This window comes from Vibrio sp. 2-2(8), from assembly GCF_963888495.1.
Taxonomy (GTDB): domain Bacteria; phylum Pseudomonadota; class Gammaproteobacteria; order Enterobacterales; family Vibrionaceae; genus Vibrio; species Vibrio anguillarum.
This window is the reverse complement of record NZ_CAWPJM010000022.1, coordinates 263,127-282,232: the sequence shown is the minus strand read 5'-3', so window position 1 is coordinate 282,232 and position 19,106 is coordinate 263,127. Positions and strand designations below refer to the sequence as shown.

17 protein-coding genes are annotated in these 19,106 nt (G+C 43.5%); 15 read left to right on the top strand and 2 right to left on the bottom strand.

The features are described 5' to 3' along the window. Positions 1-364: 364 nt before the first annotated feature. From tig to pyrF, 13 genes are all read left to right on the top strand, one after another. The gene (tig, locus tag AACV12_RS07685) at positions 365-1,666 is read left to right on the top strand and encodes a trigger factor (RefSeq protein ID WP_013857186.1); all 1,302 of its coding nucleotides are present in this window, start codon (positions 365-367) and stop codon (positions 1,664-1,666) included. A gap of 105 nt (positions 1,667-1,771) precedes the next feature. Next, positions 1,772-2,398, top strand: a complete 627-nt coding sequence (gene clpP / locus AACV12_RS07680) for an ATP-dependent Clp endopeptidase proteolytic subunit ClpP (RefSeq protein WP_010317461.1) — start codon at positions 1,772-1,774, stop codon at positions 2,396-2,398. An 83-nt stretch (positions 2,399-2,481) separates the two neighbouring features. Further along, positions 2,482-3,762 (top strand): ATP-dependent protease ATP-binding subunit ClpX, encoded by a 1,281-nt coding sequence (gene clpX / locus AACV12_RS07675; RefSeq protein ID WP_013857185.1) that lies wholly within the window; start codon positions 2,482-2,484, stop codon positions 3,760-3,762. Positions 3,763-3,882: 120 nt separating this feature from the next. Further along, complete coding sequence (lon, locus tag AACV12_RS07670) at positions 3,883-6,234, top strand: endopeptidase La (protein WP_013857184.1); 2,352 nt, start codon at positions 3,883-3,885, stop codon at positions 6,232-6,234. 195 nt (positions 6,235-6,429) lie between these two features. Beyond that, on the top strand, positions 6,430-6,702 hold the full coding sequence (locus tag AACV12_RS07665; protein WP_026027116.1) for an HU family DNA-binding protein: 273 nt from the start codon (positions 6,430-6,432) through the stop codon (positions 6,700-6,702). 157 nt (positions 6,703-6,859) lie between these two features. Continuing rightward, a complete protein-coding gene (gene ppiD, locus AACV12_RS07660; RefSeq protein WP_170900124.1) occupies positions 6,860-8,719 on the top strand; it encodes a peptidylprolyl isomerase in 1,860 nt (619 codons plus the stop codon). A gap of 136 nt (positions 8,720-8,855) precedes the next feature. Beyond that, positions 8,856-9,155: a ComEA family DNA-binding protein gene (locus AACV12_RS07655; protein WP_017044597.1), complete on the top strand. Its 300-nt coding sequence runs from the start codon at positions 8,856-8,858 to the stop codon at positions 9,153-9,155. A gap of 163 nt (positions 9,156-9,318) precedes the next feature. Continuing rightward, positions 9,319-9,999: a (d)CMP kinase gene (cmk, locus tag AACV12_RS07650; protein WP_013857180.1), complete on the top strand. Its 681-nt coding sequence runs from the start codon at positions 9,319-9,321 to the stop codon at positions 9,997-9,999. A gap of 103 nt (positions 10,000-10,102) precedes the next feature. Then, positions 10,103-11,773, top strand: a complete 1,671-nt coding sequence (gene rpsA / locus AACV12_RS07645) for a 30S ribosomal protein S1 (protein WP_013857179.1) — start codon at positions 10,103-10,105, stop codon at positions 11,771-11,773. 76 nt (positions 11,774-11,849) lie between these two features. After that, positions 11,850-12,134, top strand: coding sequence for an integration host factor subunit beta (ihfB, locus tag AACV12_RS07640; protein ID WP_010317449.1), 285 nt, complete (start codon positions 11,850-11,852; stop codon positions 12,132-12,134). Between the two features lie 141 nt (positions 12,135-12,275). After that, on the top strand, positions 12,276-12,551 hold the full coding sequence (locus AACV12_RS07635; RefSeq protein ID WP_017044598.1) for a LapA family protein: 276 nt from the start codon (positions 12,276-12,278) through the stop codon (positions 12,549-12,551). A 19-nt stretch (positions 12,552-12,570) separates the two neighbouring features. Beyond that, positions 12,571-13,740, top strand: coding sequence for a lipopolysaccharide assembly protein LapB (gene lapB / locus AACV12_RS07630; RefSeq protein ID WP_026028046.1), 1,170 nt, complete (start codon positions 12,571-12,573; stop codon positions 13,738-13,740). Between the two features lie 87 nt (positions 13,741-13,827). Next, a complete protein-coding gene (pyrF, locus tag AACV12_RS07625; RefSeq protein WP_038170096.1) occupies positions 13,828-14,523 on the top strand; it encodes an orotidine-5'-phosphate decarboxylase in 696 nt (231 codons plus the stop codon). An 80-nt stretch (positions 14,524-14,603) separates the two neighbouring features. On the opposite strand, the gene AACV12_RS07620 is transcribed toward pyrF, so the two are convergent. Continuing rightward, on the bottom strand, positions 14,604-15,368 hold the full coding sequence (locus AACV12_RS07620) for a hypothetical protein (RefSeq protein WP_013857174.1): 765 nt from the start codon (positions 15,366-15,368) through the stop codon (positions 14,604-14,606). 299 nt (positions 15,369-15,667) lie between these two features. On the opposite strand from AACV12_RS07620, the gene cysB reads away from it, so the two are divergent. Continuing rightward, positions 15,668-16,642: an HTH-type transcriptional regulator CysB gene (gene cysB / locus AACV12_RS07615; RefSeq protein WP_010317444.1), complete on the top strand. Its 975-nt coding sequence runs from the start codon at positions 15,668-15,670 to the stop codon at positions 16,640-16,642. A 79-nt stretch (positions 16,643-16,721) separates the two neighbouring features. After that, entirely contained in the window at positions 16,722-17,918 is a 1,197-nt protein-coding gene (locus AACV12_RS07610; protein WP_170900123.1) for a methyltransferase, read from the top strand. Positions 17,919-17,977: 59 nt separating this feature from the next. Here AACV12_RS07610 and ald read toward each other — a convergent pair whose 3' ends face one another. Then, a complete protein-coding gene (ald, locus tag AACV12_RS07605) occupies positions 17,978-19,102 on the bottom strand; it encodes an alanine dehydrogenase (RefSeq protein ID WP_170900122.1) in 1,125 nt (374 codons plus the stop codon). Positions 19,103-19,106: the final 4 nt, after the last annotated feature.

Below are 19,106 nucleotides of genomic sequence, written 5' to 3'. Positions count from 1 at the left end.
TTGTCCCCATTTCAAAACTGTGCTTTTTCACGTTGGTGGAATTTTTAGCACTTAGAAAGCAATTTAGGGTACGGAATCATCTCTCTGCGGTGATTGGCTCGACAGCACTGATTCTGGTCGGTAGAATGTCGCGTCTAAATTTTCTGTCCTGAGACTAATCAGAGATACCTTTTGTGATGCATTAGAGTCTCTAAAGATATCGCTTATTAGTCCAATATTGGGTCTTTTGGCCAATGTTGATGCTGGTTTTAATATAAGTGTTCGGATAGAGCACAACACAAGGATGCAGCCAAGCACAAGGCATCGCCTAAGTTGCGGCTCATATTGCTCAGAAATACTGGGCCAGTTTTGAGGTTTATAAATAATGCAAGTTACTGTTGAAACGCTAGAAGGCCTAGAGCGCCGTCTGAATATTACTGTTCCTGCTGCTAACATCGAAGATGCAGTTACAAAAGAGCTACGCAATATCGCTAAGAATCGTCGTTTCGATGGTTTCCGCAAAGGCAAAGTGCCTTTGAAAATGGTTGCGCAAATGTACGGTAAAGCGGTACGTCAAGACGTCATGGGCGAAGTGATGCAACGCCACTTCATTGAAGCTATCGTAAAAGAGAAAATCAACCCAGCAGGCGCACCAACATTCGCACCAGTTTCTATCGAAGAAGGCCAAGACCTTGTTTTCAATGCAACTTTTGAAGTATATCCAGAAGTTGAGTTAAAAGGTCTAGAAAACATCACTGTTGAAAAACCAGCGGTTGAAGTGAAGGAAGAAGACGTTGCTGAGATGCTAGAAACGTTACGCAAGCAACAAGCAACGTGGAAAGAAGTAGACGCAGCTGCGGAAGCGGGTTCGCGCGCGACGATCGATTTCGTTGGTTCTATTGATGGCGTTGAGTTTGAAGGCGGTAAAGCTGAAAACTTCCCTCTAGAAATGGGTGCAGGTCGCATGATCCCTGGTTTTGAAGACGGTATCGTTGGCAAAACCAAAGGTATGGAATTTGAAATCGACGTTAACTTCCCTGAAGATTACCACGCGGAAAATCTAAAAGGTAAAGCGGCGAAATTCGCAATTAAAATCAACAAAGTTGAAGTGCGTGAATTACCAGAGTTAAACGACGAGTTCGTTGCCAAATTCGGTGTCGCTGAAGGTGGCGTTGAAGCGCTGAAAGCTGAAGTTCGCAAGAATATGGAACGTGAACTTAAGCAAGCAGTAAAAAACCGCATTAAAGAGCAAGCGATTGAAGGTCTAGTAAAAGAGAACGATATCAATGTTCCTTCTGCACTGATCGATCAAGAGATCGACGTACTGCGTCAACAAGCTGCACAACGCTTTGGCGGTAACCCAGAAGCGGCCGCTCAACTACCACGTGAATTGTTCGAAGAACAAGCAAAACGTCGCGTAGTGGTTGGCCTACTTCTTGGTGAAGTGATCAAGTCTGAAGAGCTAAAAGCTGACGAAGATAAAGTGAAAGCATTGATCGAAGAGATGGCAACAGCGTACGAAGATCCAGCTGAAGTAATGGCATACTATTCTCAAAATCAGCAAATGATGAACAACATGCGTAACCTTGCTCTAGAAGAGCAAGCAATCGACGCGATCATTGCTAAAGCACAGGTTTCTGAAAAGGCTGTTAGCTTCAATGAGCTAATGAACCAGCAACCTGCTTAATAAGCAATATGTAGCGTAGGTGGTTGACTACAGGTTAACTATTCTGCTAACAATGGTCCGTGTGATACCCATCATTCGGGCCATTTATTTTAGGGACATAACAATATGAGCTACCAAGAAAAAAACGCAATGTCGCCAATTTTTGACGCGCTAGTACCCATGGTGGTTGAGCAGACTTCCCGCGGTGAGCGCTCATACGATATTTATTCTCGCCTACTCAAAGAACGAGTGATTTTCTTAACGGGTCAAGTTGAAGATCACATGGCTAACCTTGTTGTAGCGCAGCTGTTGTTTTTAGAATCGGAAAACCCTGATAAAGATATTTTCCTCTACATCAACTCGCCAGGAGGTAGTGTGACTGCAGGTATGTCAATTTATGACACCATGCAGTTCATCAAGCCGAATGTTAGCACTGTTTGTATGGGCCAAGCTTGTTCAATGGGAGCATTCCTATTGGCTGGTGGCGCTCCGGGGAAACGTTATGTGTTGCCTAACTCACGCGTGATGATTCATCAGCCGTTAGGTGGTTTCCAAGGCCAAGCTTCGGATATCCAGATCCATGCTCAAGAGATCCTTACCATCAAGCAAAAACTCAACAAATTGCTTGCTGAGCATACAGGCCAACCGCTTGAAGTTATCGAGCGTGATACCGACCGTGATAACTTTATGTCTGCTGACCAAGCTGTGGAATACGGTTTAGTCGATGCAGTCTTGCGTCACCGCGGCGAATAACAGTTCTCAGAATTGTTTAACGCATTTTGGCGTAATTTGAGTTACACTCAGACGATTAAAAGTAAAGGCTAAGAGGTTAGCGAATGACAGACAAAAGCAAAGAGAGCGGTAGTAGTAAACTGTTGTATTGCTCTTTCTGTGGCAAAAGCCAGCACGAAGTTCGCAAGCTGATCGCCGGTCCTTCTGTTTACATCTGTGATGAATGCGTTGATTTATGTAACGACATCATTCGTGAAGAGATTAAGGATGTTCTGCCAAAAAAGGAATCTGAGGCGTTACCTACGCCGCATAAGATCCGTGAACATCTTGATGACTATGTGATTGGCCAGGAACATGCAAAAAAAGTGCTCGCAGTGGCCGTATATAATCACTACAAGCGTTTACGAAACGGTGATAAAACGAGCGATGGGGTTGAGTTAGGTAAGAGTAATATTCTTCTTATTGGCCCAACAGGTAGTGGTAAAACACTGCTTGCCGAAACATTAGCTCGTTTCCTAGACGTACCTTTCACAATGGCAGACGCCACCACATTAACTGAAGCAGGTTATGTCGGCGAAGATGTTGAAAACATCATCCAAAAGCTGCTGCAAAAATGTGATTATGACGTTGCAAAAGCGGAACGTGGTATCGTCTACATCGATGAAATTGATAAGATTTCTCGTAAAGCAGAAAATCCTTCAATTACCCGAGATGTCTCAGGTGAAGGGGTTCAGCAAGCGCTGTTGAAATTGGTGGAAGGCACTATCGCTTCGGTTCCGCCGCAAGGTGGCCGTAAGCATCCACAACAAGAGTTTTTACAGGTAGACACATCCAAAATCCTCTTTATCTGTGGTGGTGCATTTGCGGGCCTAGATAAAGTGATTGAACAACGTGTTGCGACAGGTTCAGGTATTGGCTTTGGTGCGGAAGTTCGCTCTAAAGATGAAACCAAAACTATCGGTGAGTTGTTCAATCAAGTAGAGCCTGAAGATTTGGTAAAATATGGGTTGATCCCTGAATTTATCGGTCGTCTTCCCGTAACGGCTACCTTGACAGAGCTGGATGAAGAAGCACTGATTCAAATCCTGTGTGAGCCGAAAAACGCGCTGACGAAACAGTACGCAGCCTTGTTTGAGTTAGAGAACGTTGACCTAGAGTTTCGTGAAGACGCATTGCGCGCCATTGCAAAAAAAGCAATGAACCGCAAAACGGGCGCACGTGGTTTACGCTCAATATTGGAAGGTGTACTACTCGAAACCATGTATGAACTGCCATCGGTAAACGATGTCAGCAAAGTGGTTATCGATGAATCAGTCATTAATGGTGAATCACAACCGCTACTAATTTACAGCGGAAATGAGAGCCAAGCGGCTGGCGCAGAGTAAATCTCAATCAGAAATATTTAAAGGAGGTAGCAAATACCTCCTTTTTTTTATTCTGTTATTGAATCCAGTGAGTTAGCCCCCATATACTCGGTAATCAGTTGAAGCGGAAGAGAGAATAATATGAACTTGGAACGTTCCGAGCGTATCGAGATCCCCGTACTACCTCTACGTGACGTGGTGGTTTATCCTCACATGGTCATTCCTTTGTTTGTTGGCAGAGAAAAATCCATCCAATGCCTTGAAGCGGCGATGGATAACAACAAGCAAGTGTTACTTGTGGCACAAAAGCAAGCGGAAACCGACGAACCGAAAATTGAAGATCTTTTTGAAGTCGGGACAGTTGCAACGATTTTACAACTTCTGAAATTACCTGACGGTACCGTGAAAGTGTTGGTTGAAGGCCAACAGCGAGCGAAAATTGATCGCTTCATCGAGCGTGAATTTTTCTCCGCAGAAGCGCAGTATCTTGTCACTCCTGAGTTGGATGATAAAGAGCAGGAAGTCGTCGTTCGCAGCGCAATCAACCAATTTGATGGTTTTATCAAACTCAATAAGAAAATCCCGCCTGAAGTATTAACGTCGTTAAATGGGATTGATGAAGCAGCGCGTTTGGCTGATACCATCGCCGCTCACATGCCATTGAAATTGATTGAAAAACAAAAAGTTCTCGAAATTGTTGATGTCAGTGAGCGTTTGGAATTTTTAATGGGACAAATGGAAGCGGAGATCGACCTATTACAGGTTGAAAAACGAATTCGTGGTCGTGTTAAAAAGCAGATGGAAAAATCTCAGCGTGAGTATTACCTCAACGAGCAGATGAAAGCGATTCAGAAAGAATTAGGTGAGATGGATGACGCACCTGATGAATTTGAAATGCTGAAGAAGAAGATTGACGATTCCAAAATGCCGCAGGAAGCGCGCCAAAAAACGGAACAAGAGCTGCAGAAATTGAAGATGATGTCCCCAATGTCTGCAGAAGCAACCGTTGTGCGTAGCTATATTGATTGGATGGTCAATGTTCCTTGGGCAAAACGTTCAAAAGTTAAGAAAGATTTGGCAAAAGCTGAAGAGATTTTAAATGCCGATCATTACGGTTTAGATCGTGTCAAAGAGCGTATTTTAGAATATCTCGCGGTACAAAGTCGTATCAACAAGCTGAAAGGGCCAATTTTGTGTCTTGTTGGTCCCCCGGGCGTTGGTAAAACGTCTCTTGGCCGCTCGATAGCGGCGGCAACAGGTCGACAATATACCCGTATGGCGTTAGGTGGAGTGCGTGATGAAGCAGAAATTCGTGGTCACCGCCGTACTTATATCGGTTCTCTTCCGGGTAAGTTGATTCAAAAAATGGCGAAAGTTGGCGTGAAAAACCCACTGTTCCTGCTTGATGAAATCGACAAAATGTCTTCAGATATGCGTGGAGACCCATCTTCCGCATTGTTGGAGGTGCTTGACCCTGAACAAAATAGCACCTTTAACGATCACTATTTAGAAGTGGACTATGACTTGTCTGATGTCATGTTTGTTGCGACATCAAACTCAATGAACATCCCAGGTCCGCTGCTTGACCGTATGGAAGTTATCCGCCTTTCCGGATATACAGAAGACGAAAAGCTGAATATTGCTAAACGCCATCTAGTGACTAAGCAAGTTGAGCGGAATGGTTTGAAGCCTCATGAAATTGTTATCGAAGATTCAGCCATTATTGGTATTATCCGTTATTACACACGTGAGGCGGGCGTACGAAGCTTAGAGCGAGAGATTTCAAAAATTTGCCGTAAAGCGGTGAAGAAAATCTTGTTGAATAAAGACATAAAAACCGTGGTAGCCAACCAAGAGAATTTAAAAGAGTTTCTAGGTGTGCAACGTTGTGATTTTGGCAAAGCCGACGACAGTAACCAAATTGGCCAAGTTACGGGTTTAGCATGGACAGAAGTAGGCGGTGATTTGCTGACTATTGAAACCGAATCAATGCCTGGCAAAGGCAAGTTGACGCAAACTGGTTCTCTGGGCGAGGTGATGCAAGAATCCATTCAAGCTGCGATGACTGTGGTTCGCGCACGCGCCGAGAAATTAGGGATTAACGCTGATTTCTATGAAAAGCGTGACATTCACGTTCACGTGCCAGAAGGCGCAACACCAAAAGATGGCCCAAGCGCGGGTATTGCTATGTGTACGGCGCTTGTCTCTAGCTTGACGGGTAATCCTGTGAAAGCGGAAGTCGCGATGACGGGTGAGATAACGTTGCGTGGTGAAGTATTACCTATCGGTGGTTTGAAAGAAAAACTGCTCGCAGCACATCGTGGTGGTATCACCACCGTATTGATCCCAAAAGAGAATGAGCGTGATTTGGAAGAGATCCCTGCAAATGTGATTGCTGATCTAAAAGTCATTCCCGTTCAATGGATTGATGAAGTTTTGAAGATCGCACTTGAACGAGACCCTTCTGGGGTTGAATTTGAAGCTAAAAAATAGTGATGTGCAGCAAAAATAAGTAAAAGATCACGCTGATAGGCTTAAAAAGGCTTGTCAGCGTTTTTTTTGGGCGCTAACGTAAGCCCCTATAGCTTGCAGCCCAGATGTAATAAGGCTTCAAGCTAGTTTGGGAACTTAATGGAACGAAAAGTCACCGTTAAAAAATAATAATGGGTGACGCAAAGGGGAATCACAGTGAATAAAACACAATTAGTAGAAAAAATCGCAGAAAACGCTGACATCTCTAAAGCATCGGCAGGCCGTGCTCTTGATGCATTCATCGAAGCCGTTAGTGGCACTCTTCAATCTGGCGATCAAGTAGCGCTTGTTGGCTTTGGTACATTTAGCGTTCGCACTCGTGCAGCGCGCACGGGTCGTAACCCTAAAACGGGTGAAGAGATCCAAATCGCAGAAGCAAAAGTACCTGCTTTCAAAGCAGGCAAAGCGCTTAAAGACGCTTGCAACTAATCAAAATCGTTATTTTTTGCGGCTTAAGCGCAAAATTAATTCGAACCTTTTGAAATTATGCGCATCCTACTGATGCGCATTTCTTTTTCTGATATTATCGCGCTATTCAATTTTTAGGCTGAAGTGTGAAGCTTCTTATCCGGAGAGCAGTTAGATTATGATGGATCGATTACGCGAAGGCGTGAACAGCATCGCGGTGAAAATTATTCTAGGAATGATTATCTTATCATTCGTATTCGCAGGTGTCGGTAGCTACTTGGTCAGCGGTGGCAGTAATGCTGCGGCTAAAGTTGGCAATAGTGAGATTGGCCGTGGTGAATTTGAACAAGCGTACCAGAACGAGCGCAATCGCATGCAATCCCAATTAGGGGATTATTTTGCTAACTTGCTCGCTGATCCTCAGTATGTCGAGTCATTTCGTAAGTCAGTGCTTGATCGTATGGTTAACGATTTATTGTTGGAGCAGCATGCACAATCACTAGGTTTACGAGTGAGCGATGATCAGGTTCGTAAAATGATTTTAGACATGCCCCAATTCCAGACTGGCGGTAAGTTTGACCAAGAAATCTATCAAGCGGCTCTTCGCCGTGCAGGTTTCTCTGCTGAAAGCTTTGCAGAATATCTACGTCGTGATCTTATCCGTAACCAGTTACTTAGTGCTATCCAAGGTAGTGAATTTACGTTGCAGGGTGAAGTTAATCAGCAAAGTGAACTGATCTCTCAAACCCGTGATATCCGTGCGCTCACATTGTCACTCAGCGACTTTGCTAAAAATGTTGAGTTGAGTGATGAAGAAATTACTCAATATTATCAACAAAATGCAGAGCGCTATACCCGTCCAGAGCAGGTTAAAGTGGCTTATATCGAGCTTTCTGCCCAACAATTGAAAGACCAAATTGTAGTGTCTGATGAACAGGCCGAGCAGTACTACCAAGAGCATTTAGACAAATACTCCACTCAAGCACAACGTAAAGTAAGCCATATTTTGGTTCAAGGTGATGATAAAACTAAAGCGCAGGCGATTCTCGATGAACTGAATGCTGGCGCTGATTTCGCGACTTTAGCGAAAGAAAAATCAGAAGACGTAGGAAGCGCAGAAGAGGATGGTTCGCTAGGTTGGATTGAACATGATGTGATGGACCCAGCTTTTGAACAAGCAGCCTTTGCTATCGAACAGATAGGGGATATCACAGGGTTGGTCAAATCTGAATTTGGCTATCACATTATCCGTCTTGATGATGTTAAAGCCCCTATCGCACAGCCCTACGCACAGGTTGCCTCTGAAATCAAAGCTGAAATGGTAGACCAAAAGGCCGCTGATCAGTTTTATGAGTTGCAGACTAAGCTAGAAAAAGTGGCATTTGAATCACCTGACTCTCTGGATGAAGCAGCAAACGCTATCTCAGCTAAGATTCAGAAGACCGATTTTATTTCTCAGCAAGATGCGCCTGAAATTCTTAAAAATCCAGCTGTTCTTCAAGCTATTCTAAGCCCAGAGGTAAAAGAAGATAGGCTCAATTCTGAGGTATTAGAAGTTGCCCCAGAACACGTTATCGTTGTTCGTGTTGATGATGCTCGGGAACAAATAGTTCTTCCTTTGGCTGAAGTGAAAGAGCAAGTGGTTACTCAGCTTTCTAAAGTCAAAGGCGAACAACAAGCGATTGAGTTAGCCACAAAATTGATTGATACCCTAAAGCAAGGTGACCAATCCTTATTGGAACAGCGTGGGTTAAAATTTGCTGAGTTGGAAATGATTGATCGTAGCTCTCCATTGGCGAGTACGGTGTTTTCTCTCCCTAAACCCGCTACAGATAGTGTGGTTTACGGTCAAGCGAAAGCAATGAACGGTGATATTGTTCTTGTTGAACTACATAAGGTTGAGGCTAAAGTCACACCTCAGTACAACGATCAAATTACGGCTCAGTTAGAGCGCATCGGTAGCCAACGTGATTTGGCTGCGATACTTACAACTTTGCGTAAAAATACAGACATTGAATATTATGTTGTGAGCCAATAAAGGCTAGTAATGTAATTGATATGAAACTCAAAATGGGCTGCTTATGCAGCCCATTTCAATTTCTACCTTTTTGATTCCCTCTCATTTCCAAGCTCAATTAATATTGGTACCCATTAATAAACAAGGAAATGTTCATATGAAATTGAAAACAAAACTCGGGTTGTTACTTCTAAGTATCGTATTGCCTCTTTCACCGACATTAGCAGAAGAAAAGGTGGTAGAAACGCACCAAGGCATTGAAATTACGGTTAATATAAATCAGGCTTCCGCTGAGGAAATTGCTACTTTGTTGAAAGGTATTGGACTTAAAAAAGCACAAGCGATTGTTGAATATCGTCAACAAAATGGCGATTTTAAAACCAAAGAAGATCTGAGCTTGGTGAAAGGCATTGGTGCCGCTACTGTCAGGCAAAACGCTGAGCGTATCATTTTATAAAAGTCTCTATCAAAAGCGTCGCCCCCTAAAAGCGACGCTTGTATCACTGTGAAATTTCAGTCATATCACCATTCCTTCCTAGCGCCTGTAACGGATAAGCACTATAATTTGTCGCCGACAAAAGCGAGCAAGCAAGCCGCATAAAAACTAAGTGGAGTAAATCATGTCCTCTCACACTCCGGTAATTACCGTAGATGGACCAAGTGGTGCAGGTAAAGGCACTCTTTGTATGTTGTTGGCTAAGAAATTAGGCTTTCATTTGCTCGATTCTGGAGCTATTTACCGCGTTCTTGCATTGGCGGCGATTCACCACGGTGTGGATACGGAGTCGGAAGAAGCGCTTGTTCCTCTGGCGACACATTTAGATGTCCAATTTATCGCAGAAGGCGACTTGGTTAGAGTGATTCTTGAAGGTGAGGACGTATCGAAAGAATTGCGCAAAGAAGAGACAGGAATGGCGGCATCAAAAGTAGCGGCATTGCCTAGAGTTCGTGAGGCATTATTACGTCGCCAACGAGCCTTTGCGAAAGGGCAGGGACTGGTTGCTGATGGACGTGATATGGGCACAGTTGTGTTTCCTCAAGCAGAAGTGAAAATATTCCTCGATGCCAGTGCGCAAGAGCGAGCCCAACGTCGCTTTAAGCAGTTGCAACTCAAAGGGCTAGATGTTAAATTTGACGCCCTTTTAAGCGAGATCCAAGAGCGTGACGACCGAGATCGTAACCGCCCAGTGGCCCCATTACGCCCTGCAGAGGATGCGCTATTGCTTGACTCAACCTCAATGTCTATCGACGAAGTTGTAGAAGAAGCATTACAATATGTAGAATCTAAGCTGGCAGAGTAGTTCTGCTAGGTAAGAGCGTCGGTCGCAAGGATGATGACTGGCGAATTTAATAACCCCATGCGGTAGGATACCCATGGAAGTTTAATTATTGAAGATTAAATAAATGACTGAATCTTTTGCTCAACTCTTTGAAGAGTTTTTAAACGAAACACAATTTCAACAAGGTACAATCGTTAAAGGTACTGTAGTCGCTATCGAGAATGGTTTCGTTCTTGTTGACGCTGGTCTTAAGTCTGAGTCTGCTATCCCTGCTGAACAGTTCAAGAACGCTGCTGGCGAACTTGAAGTTGAAGTTGGTTCTGAAGTAGACGTTGCTCTAGACGCTGTTGAAGATGGTTTCGGTGAAACTCAACTTTCTCGTGAGAAAGCTAAGCGTCATGAAGCTTGGATCGTTCTTGAGAAAGCTTACGAAGAAGCTGAAACTGTTATTGGTATTATCAATGGTAAAGTTAAAGGTGGCTTCACTGTTGAACTAAACGGTATCCGTGCTTTCCTTCCAGGCTCTCTTGTTGACGTGCGTCCTATCCGTGACACTACTCACCTAGAAAACAAAGAGCTAGAGTTCAAAGTTATCAAACTAGACCAGAAACGTAACAACGTTGTTGTTTCTCGTCGTGCTGTTATCGAATCAGAAAGCAGCGTTGAACGTGACGAACTTCTTGAAACTCTACAAGAAGGCACTGAAGTTAAAGGTATCGTTAAGAACCTTACTGACTACGGCGCATTCGTTGACCTTGGTGGTGTTGATGGTCTTCTACATATCACAGATATGGCTTGGAAACGCGTTAAACACCCATCAGAAATCGTTAACGTTGGTGACGAAATCCTAGTTAAAGTTCTTAAGTTTGATCGTGATCGTACTCGCGTATCACTAGGTCTTAAGCAACTTGGCGAAGATCCATGGGTAGCTATCGCTAAGCGTTACCCAGAAGGTCATAAACTATCTGGCCGTGTAACAAATCTAACTGACTACGGCTGCTTCGTTGAAATCGAAGAAGGCGTTGAAGGTCTAGTACACGTTTCTGAAATGGATTGGACTAACAAGAACATCCACCCATCTAAAGTTGTTAATGTTGGCGACGAAGTTGAGGTTATGGTTCTTGATATCGACGAAGAGCGTCGTCGTATCTCTCTAGGTCTTAAACAGTGTAAAGCTAACCCATGGCAGTCATTCGCTGAAGCGCAAGCTAAAGGCGACAAAGTTACTGGTAAGATCAAGTCTATCACTGACTTCGGTATCTTCATCGGTCTAGACGGCGGCATCGACGGTCTAGTTCACCTATCTGACATCTCTTGGAACGTTCCTGGAGAAGAAGCGGTACGTGATTACAAGAAAGGCGATGAAATCTCTGCAGTTGTTCTAGCAGTAGATGCAGAGCGTGAGCGTATTTCTCTTGGCGTTAAGCAAATGGAAAACGACCCGTTCAACGCATATGTTGCTGATAACAAAAAAGGTACTCTAGTTAACGGTACTGTTACTGCAGTTGACGCGAAAGGTGCTACAATTGAACTTGTAGACGGCGTTGAAGGTTACATCCGTGCTTCTGAAGCATCTCGTGACCGTATTGAAGATGCGTCTCTAGTCCTAAGCGTTGGTGACAGCGTTGAAGCGAAATTTACTGGTGTAGACCGTAAAAACCGCGTAATCAACCTATCTATCAAAGCTAAAGATGAAGCTGATGAGCAAGAAGCAATGGCTACACTGAACAAAGCTGATGAAGGTGCGTTTGGTAATGCTATGGCTGATGCATTCAAGGCTGCTAAAGGCGAATAATCTAACTCGCTAAAAGGGGCCGTAAGGCTCCTTTTTTTTCAGTTAGTGCCTACTTTGATAAGTAATGAGGGAAACTATGACTAAGTCTGAATTGATAGAAAGACTCTGTGCTGAGAAAACGCACCTATCTGCTAAAGAAATTGAAGACGCTGTGAAAGATATTCTTGAACATATGGCATCAACTTTAGAAAGCGGAGAGCGAATCGAAATTCGCGGATTTGGTAGTTTCTCTTTGCACTATCGTGAGCCTAGAGTAGGTCGTAATCCTAAAACCGGTGATAAAGTGGTGTTGGATGGCAAATTCGTCCCTCATTTCAAGCCAGGTAAAGAGTTACGTGAGCGAGTTAATGAGAATATCTAAAGCGATTTAGAGAGTATTCTAAAAAACGGCATACAGTTTAAGTATGCCGTTTTTTTAAGAAAGGAATCCATAATAGACATGGTTTGTAAGGCCATTTTCCTGCATAATCAGACCAGATCAATACTGGATAGGTAGTGGCATATGAAAATTATAAAAATCGTTCTAATTCTTGCACTTTTTTTGATTGCTTTAGCATTAGGGGCTCAAAATCAAGCAGTTGTGACGTTTAACTATTTGATCGCTCAAGGCGAATTTCACCTGTCTACTTTACTTGGCACTGTCTTTGTCTCTGGTTTTTTACTTGCTTGTTTGCTTGGCAGTAGCTTCTACTTCAAGTCTCAGTTGCAAGTTAGAAAGTTGAATAAGCAACTGAAAAAGCAAACAGCAGAGAACAGCTCTGTAACAAGTAAAGCGTAGTGAAATAAAGGCTGACTTGATGTTAGAAATTCTCTTCTTGCTATTACCGATTGCCGCCGCCTACGGCTGGTATATGGGAAATCGCAGTGCTCAGCAAGATAAGCAGAAACACTCTCACCAAATTTCTCGTCAGTATGTGACGGGTCTTAACTTGCTGCTTTCTGATCAATCAGATAAGGCCGTTGACCATTTTATCGAGCTACTCCAAGTAGACAATGAAACGATTGATACCCACTTAGCGCTGGGCAACTTATTCCGTTCAAGAGGAGAGGTTGATCGTGCTATCCGCATCCATCAAAATCTCATATCTCGTTCAAGTCTTACTATTGACCAAAAAAATCTCGCCTTACAACAATTGGCAAAAGATTATATGGTGGCAGGCTTTCTCGACCGCGCTGAAAAAATATTTGAACAACTGATTGAAGAGCCTGAACACAAAGAAGCGGCGTTGCAACAATTGGTTTCTATTTACCAACAGACTCGAGAGTGGCATAAAGCTATCGATTACGCTTATGCGTTGGTCAAATTAGGCAGAAAAAGGATGCACAGTGTTATAGCCCATTTTTGGTGTGAACTTGCAATGCAAGAGAAGGCTGAAGGACGCGATAGCAAAGCGATTCAATATCTTAAAAAAGCGCTGTCTGAAGATCCGAAGTGTGTACGCGCAACGATCTCTTTAGGTAAGCTGTATCTTGAAAATGATGACTACCGTCATACAATCCAGTATATGCAGATGGTCTTGGAGCAGGACATTGATTTTATCGGCGAGGTATTGCCGACGCTTGCTGAGTGCTATCACCATATTGGGAAAGAGGGTGAACTTGTTGAGTTTTTACGCGAGTGCATTATCAATGAAGCTGGAGTGTCAGCTGAACTGATGCTCGCACAGTTGGTGGCACAACATGATGGTGCTGGAGCAGCACAGGAACTTTTGACACGGCAATTGGTTAAAAATCCGACCATGAAGGGCTTCTACCGTTTAATTGACTACCATCTCATCGAAGCAGAGGAAGGTCGAGCGAAAGAGAGCTTGTCGACCTTGCAAAAATTGGTAGGTGAGCAACTAAAAGTAAAACCTCACTACCGATGTAGAAAGTGTGGTTTCTCAACCCATTCTCTCTACTGGCACTGCCCATCATGTAAGAATTGGGGTTCAATTAAACCTATCCGTGGTTTGGATGGTGAATAGAGTTCATGTACTGGAGTTACTGATCGACTCGAAAACTGCAGCTTATGAAAGCTGCATTTTTTTAGCTTAATTATTTTAGGAGTGAAAATGAAAGACCAGAGAGTAATTGTCGCGTTGGATTATGAGCAACAAGCGGAAGCGTTAGCTTTTGTTGATAAAATTGACCCCAACAGCTGTCGATTAAAAGTGGGCAAGGAGATGTTTACCCTGTTTGGTCCCGATTTTGTGCGTGAGCTACACAAAAGAGGTTTTTCGGTATTCTTAGACCTAAAGTTTCATGATATTCCCAACACGTGCTCTAAAGCCGTACGTGCGGCGGCTGAGCTTGGCGTATGGATGGTGAATGTTCATGCCAGTGGTGGGGAGAGAATGATGTCGGCGTCTCGCCAGATTCTTGAACCTTATGGTAACGATAGACCACTACTTATTGCTGTCACAGTACTAACCAGTATGGAACAATCGGATCTTCGTGGTATTGGCATCGATGTTGCGCCTAAAGAGCATGTAATGCGTCTGGCTAGCCTAACTCAAAATGCAGGGTTAGATGGAGTGGTATGCTCAGCTCAAGAAGCGCACATGCTTAAGAGCCATCTTGGTCAAGAGTTTAAATTAGTTACGCCAGGGATTCGTCCTATTGGTTCTGAAACAGGAGACCAAAGACGTATTATGACTCCGAGTGAGGCCATAAAAGCTGGTTCAGATTATCTAGTCATCGGTCGCCCAATTACTCAGGCAACAAGACCGGATGAAGTCCTAAAAGCGATAAATGATACGTTAATTTAAATTAATGTTTTCTTTACGTTGTTGTATGAAAAAGGTCGCTTATGCGACCTTAAAAATACTTCCTAATCAAAAATAATGGGCTACCATTTTTTCTTTTCACCAAACAGTGCTTCCATATCACTATTTCTCTCGTTATCTTCAATTTGTTGAAGATCCGTTGCACTTTTTGTTTGGCGTCGTTTTTCTAAGTCATCATACATTGACTGAAGTTTTTCACGAGCTTGATTGGAATAAGCATCATTTTTTGAGCTAAGAACATCGATCCCTTTACGCAATAGCTGAATCGCAGTTCCGGGTTGCCCACGAACGATCGAATCATTTGCCCGCTTAACAACATTTTCAATGTTGATTCGAATTTGTATTGTTTCTAGACGCGCATTTTCAGCGACGTAAGATTGTGTTTCAAAACGTCCTTTATTGTGCTCACTACGAATCGTGTCTCTTAAACGTTTCACTAGTTTAAGCATAATCAAAGCTTGTTTATCGCTGGTGGGTACTTTAAACGTTGTACTGTCACCACCTGGGTGGTTTTCTTGTAAATGCTTAATTTGCCCTTTCATATGCTCAATGCGTTGTGCCAACTGCTTATTTTTCGGGTCAAGCTCATACATACTAAGTAGGGCATCAAGGATACGGGTATTTAAACACACTAAGAGTTCTTTACTAAACGGCATGTGGTGTGCGTTGCCGATAAGGTCTTCTGTCGCATCAATAATGGCGATATATCGAGTCGACTCCTGCTTTTTAGCTGACTCGACCTTTACTTTGTATTGAAGCATGATGTTATAGCCAAGGACTAACACCAGCAAAACTGCTACAAGAGCAATGATTAAACCTATATTCATATAATCCGTATCTTTATTAGAATTCAGTGGCTAGCAATTAAGAATACACGATCCTTAGTTATCACTACACCTTCAAATTGACTATTTTTATTATTCCTGTTTTGACCCCTAAAAACTGCCTTTTATTGCTTAGATTGGGCGATAGTTGGCAAAAATTTAGTCAGCTACGCAAAATACTTACTTTTTTCTTCGCTCTTGAATCATCAAGCTTTGAATTGAGAGTGTTAAGCGTTATAACTAATAATTATAAACTATGATTGAAAGATCTGGATCTTTGATAATGGATTACGGGGCCAATAATGAAGTTACAGCAGTTAAAATATATTGTTGAAGTGGTTAATCACAACCTGAATGTCTCAGCAACTGCGGAAAGCCTTTATACCTCTCAGCCAGGCATTAGTAAACAGGTTCGTTTACTCGAAGATGAATTGGGTATTCAAATTTTTGAGCGTAGCGGTAAGCACCTGACACAAGTCACGGGTGCAGGTGAAGATATTATTCGTATCTCACAAGAGATCCTTTCACGTGTGGAAAGCATTAAGGCCGTGGCTGGGGAGCATACGCACCCTGAGATGGGTACGCTGAATATTTCAACGACTCATACACAAGCTCGCTACGCGTTACCTGATGTAATCAAAGGATTCACTGCGCGTTATCCGAAAGTGTCGTTACACATGCACCAAGGTACTCCAAGTCAGATGTCGGAAGCTGTTGCAAAAGGCACCGCTAATTTTGCGATAGCAACAGAAGCGCTTCATCTGTACCAAGATGCCATCATGCTACCTTGTTATCATTGGAACCGTTCTATTGTTGTGCCTAAAGATCATGCTCTTGCAAAAAAAGAACGGGTAACGATTGAGGATTTAGCCGCGTATCCATTGGTCACTTACGTGTTTGGTTTTACTGGTCGTTCAGAGTTAGACACTGCATTTAATCGCGTAGGGTTAACGCCGCGAGTTGTCTTCACCGCCACCGATGCGGATGTGATAAAAACTTATGTCCGAATGGGAATTGGGGTGGGTGTTATCGCAAGTATGGCGATAGATAAATCACGCGACACCGATCTTATCGCGATTGATGCCAGCCATCTTTTTGGTGCTAGCACGACTAGCATTGGGTTTCGCCGAGGCACATTCCTGCGCTCTTATATGTTTGACTTTATGGAACGTTTCGCGCCTCATCTTACTCGCCCTGTCGTCGAACGGGCTACCTCGTTAAAATCGAATATCGAAATAGAAGAGATGTTTAAAGACATTGAATTGCCAGTTCGTTAAGCAAATTTTGATCATTTAAAACGAAACACTTCCTAATTAAACCATCACCTCCTAGAATTGGCCTTTCTAGGGGGGATGTATGCGCGCGCTTTTCAAACATATCGATGCTTTTTTAATTGAAAATCAACGTTTTTGGCGATTTGAGCCCTTTCATCATAGTGGCTTAGACAGTTCACCTTGGAAACATTCAGACCATAGGCTGGATCAGTGGTTGCAAACGCTATCTTTGGACAGTATCGATAGCTTAAAGTCATCGCCGCAAGTGCTCATTGAGCAACTTAATCCGTATATCGAGGGGTTAAAAGAAGCGGATATCATGATTAGGCTTCAAGATGCCCCTCGTAATACTCAGCAAGCACTCAGCCCTTACTTAGAGAAGGGGATCCCTGGCAGAAAGCTAGAACAAATTCGTTTAATGAGCGAATCACTCCTCTCTAGGCATTCAGGAACGGAATGGCTAGAGTGGTGCGCGGGTAAAGGCTTTTTAGGTCGAATTATCGCAGCGCAGTCAAAACAAAAAGTCACTAGTTTTGAATATCAGTCGCAGCTCTGTCATGCAGGACAAGCTTGCGCCGATGAACATGATCTTCCGATGCAATTTATTCAAGGGGACGCTTTTGAGCCGCAAGCGTTTGGCGTTTTCAATACCAATCAGCATGCCGTCGCTTTACATGCCTGTGGTGATCTCCATGTTCGCCTACTCGAATATTCCGTTGCTCATCGCTTGCCTGCGATTACGTTTTCACCATGTTGCTACCATTTAATCAAAGCCGATAGCTACCAACCCATGTCCAGCTACGGTCGTACTTCTTCTCTTGCCCTGTCCAAAGAAGAGCTACGTATTCCGTTGCAAGAAACCGTTACGGGGGGAGAGCGGGTTCGCCGTCATCGTTTGCAAGAAATGACGTTTCGTTTGGGTTTTGATTTGTTGCTAAGATCTGAGATTGGGCATCATCAATATTGCCCAATTCCGAGCCTCAAAAAATCACAACTAGCCGAAGGATTTTTAGCTTTTTGTTATTGGGCGGCGGCACAAAAAGGCATCGCATTACCAGAAGTGGATTGGCCTGCTTATGAACGTAAAGGCGAGCAGCGTTTTTGGCAGATGGAAAGGATAAGCTTAGTGCAACAGGCATTTCGCCGCATGATTGAGCTTTGGTTGGTATTGGATAAGGCACTTTATCTTCAAGAGCAAGGCTATGAGGTGCAGATTGAGCAGTTTTGCGCTAGGAAAGTAACGCCACGCAATATATTGGTTCACGCTTTTAAAAAATGAAAGCCAAGCGCATGACGCACTTGGCTAAGAATTGAGAGCTTTACCACAAATTGTTATCGTTAGTTAAACAGAGCGATAGCTTCAGATGGGTCAAGATATTCAAGGTTGAAACTCTCGGCGACCTCTTTACAGGTGACTTTACCGTGTATCACGTTTAAACCTTCTAGGAATCCTTTATCCTCTAATAATGCACGTTGATAACCTTTATTGGCCAGTTTAACAATGTAAGGCAACGTAGCGTTATTCAAGGCGAAAGTTGATGTGCGAGCCACTGCGCCTGGCATGTTTGCGACGCAGTAATGGACGACGTCATCAACGATATAGGTCGGGTCATCATGAGTGGTAGCATGTGAGGTTTCAAAGCAGCCGCCTTGGTCAATTGCCACATCAACGACCGCAGAGCCAGGTTTCATTCTAGAAATCAGATCTTTAGTTACGAGTTTAGGAGCTGCTGCTCCGGGGATCAGTACTGCGCCTATTATTAAATCGGCTTCGAGGACGTATTTTTCAATCGCATCCTTTGTTGAATACACGACTTTAGCGTGACCTTGGAATTCTTCATCGAGTTTACGCAGCATATCAACACTTCGGTCGAGAATCGTCACATCAGCACGCATTCCGACAGCAATTCTGGCTGCGTTAGCACCGACTACACCACCACCAATCACCACCACTTTTGCTGGTGCGACTCCGGGTACACCACCCAGTAACAAACCACAGCCCGCGTGTGATTTTTCTAAACACTGCGCACCTGATTGAATAGACATTCGACCAGCGACTTCAGACATTGGTGCTAATAGTGGCAAGCGACCCATATTATCTGTTACAGTCTCGTAGGCTATACAGACAGCTTTGCTCTTGATTAGCTCCTCAGTTTGTGGAAAATCTGGAGCTAGATGTAAATAGGTAAATAAAATTTGGCCTTCGCGGAGCATTGCTCGTTCAGCAGCCTGAGGTTCTTTGACCTTAACAATCATTTCTGCTTTCGCAAAAATGTTAGAAGCAGTAGGAAGAATGGATGCGCCTACAGCGATGTAATCATCGTCTGAAAAGCCGATGCCGGAACCGGCATTTGTTTCAACATAAACTTGGTGACCGTGTGAGACAAGTTCGCGCACGCTTGCGGGAATCATGCCCACACGATATTCGTGGTTTTTGATTTCTTTAGGAACTCCAATGATCATCCTG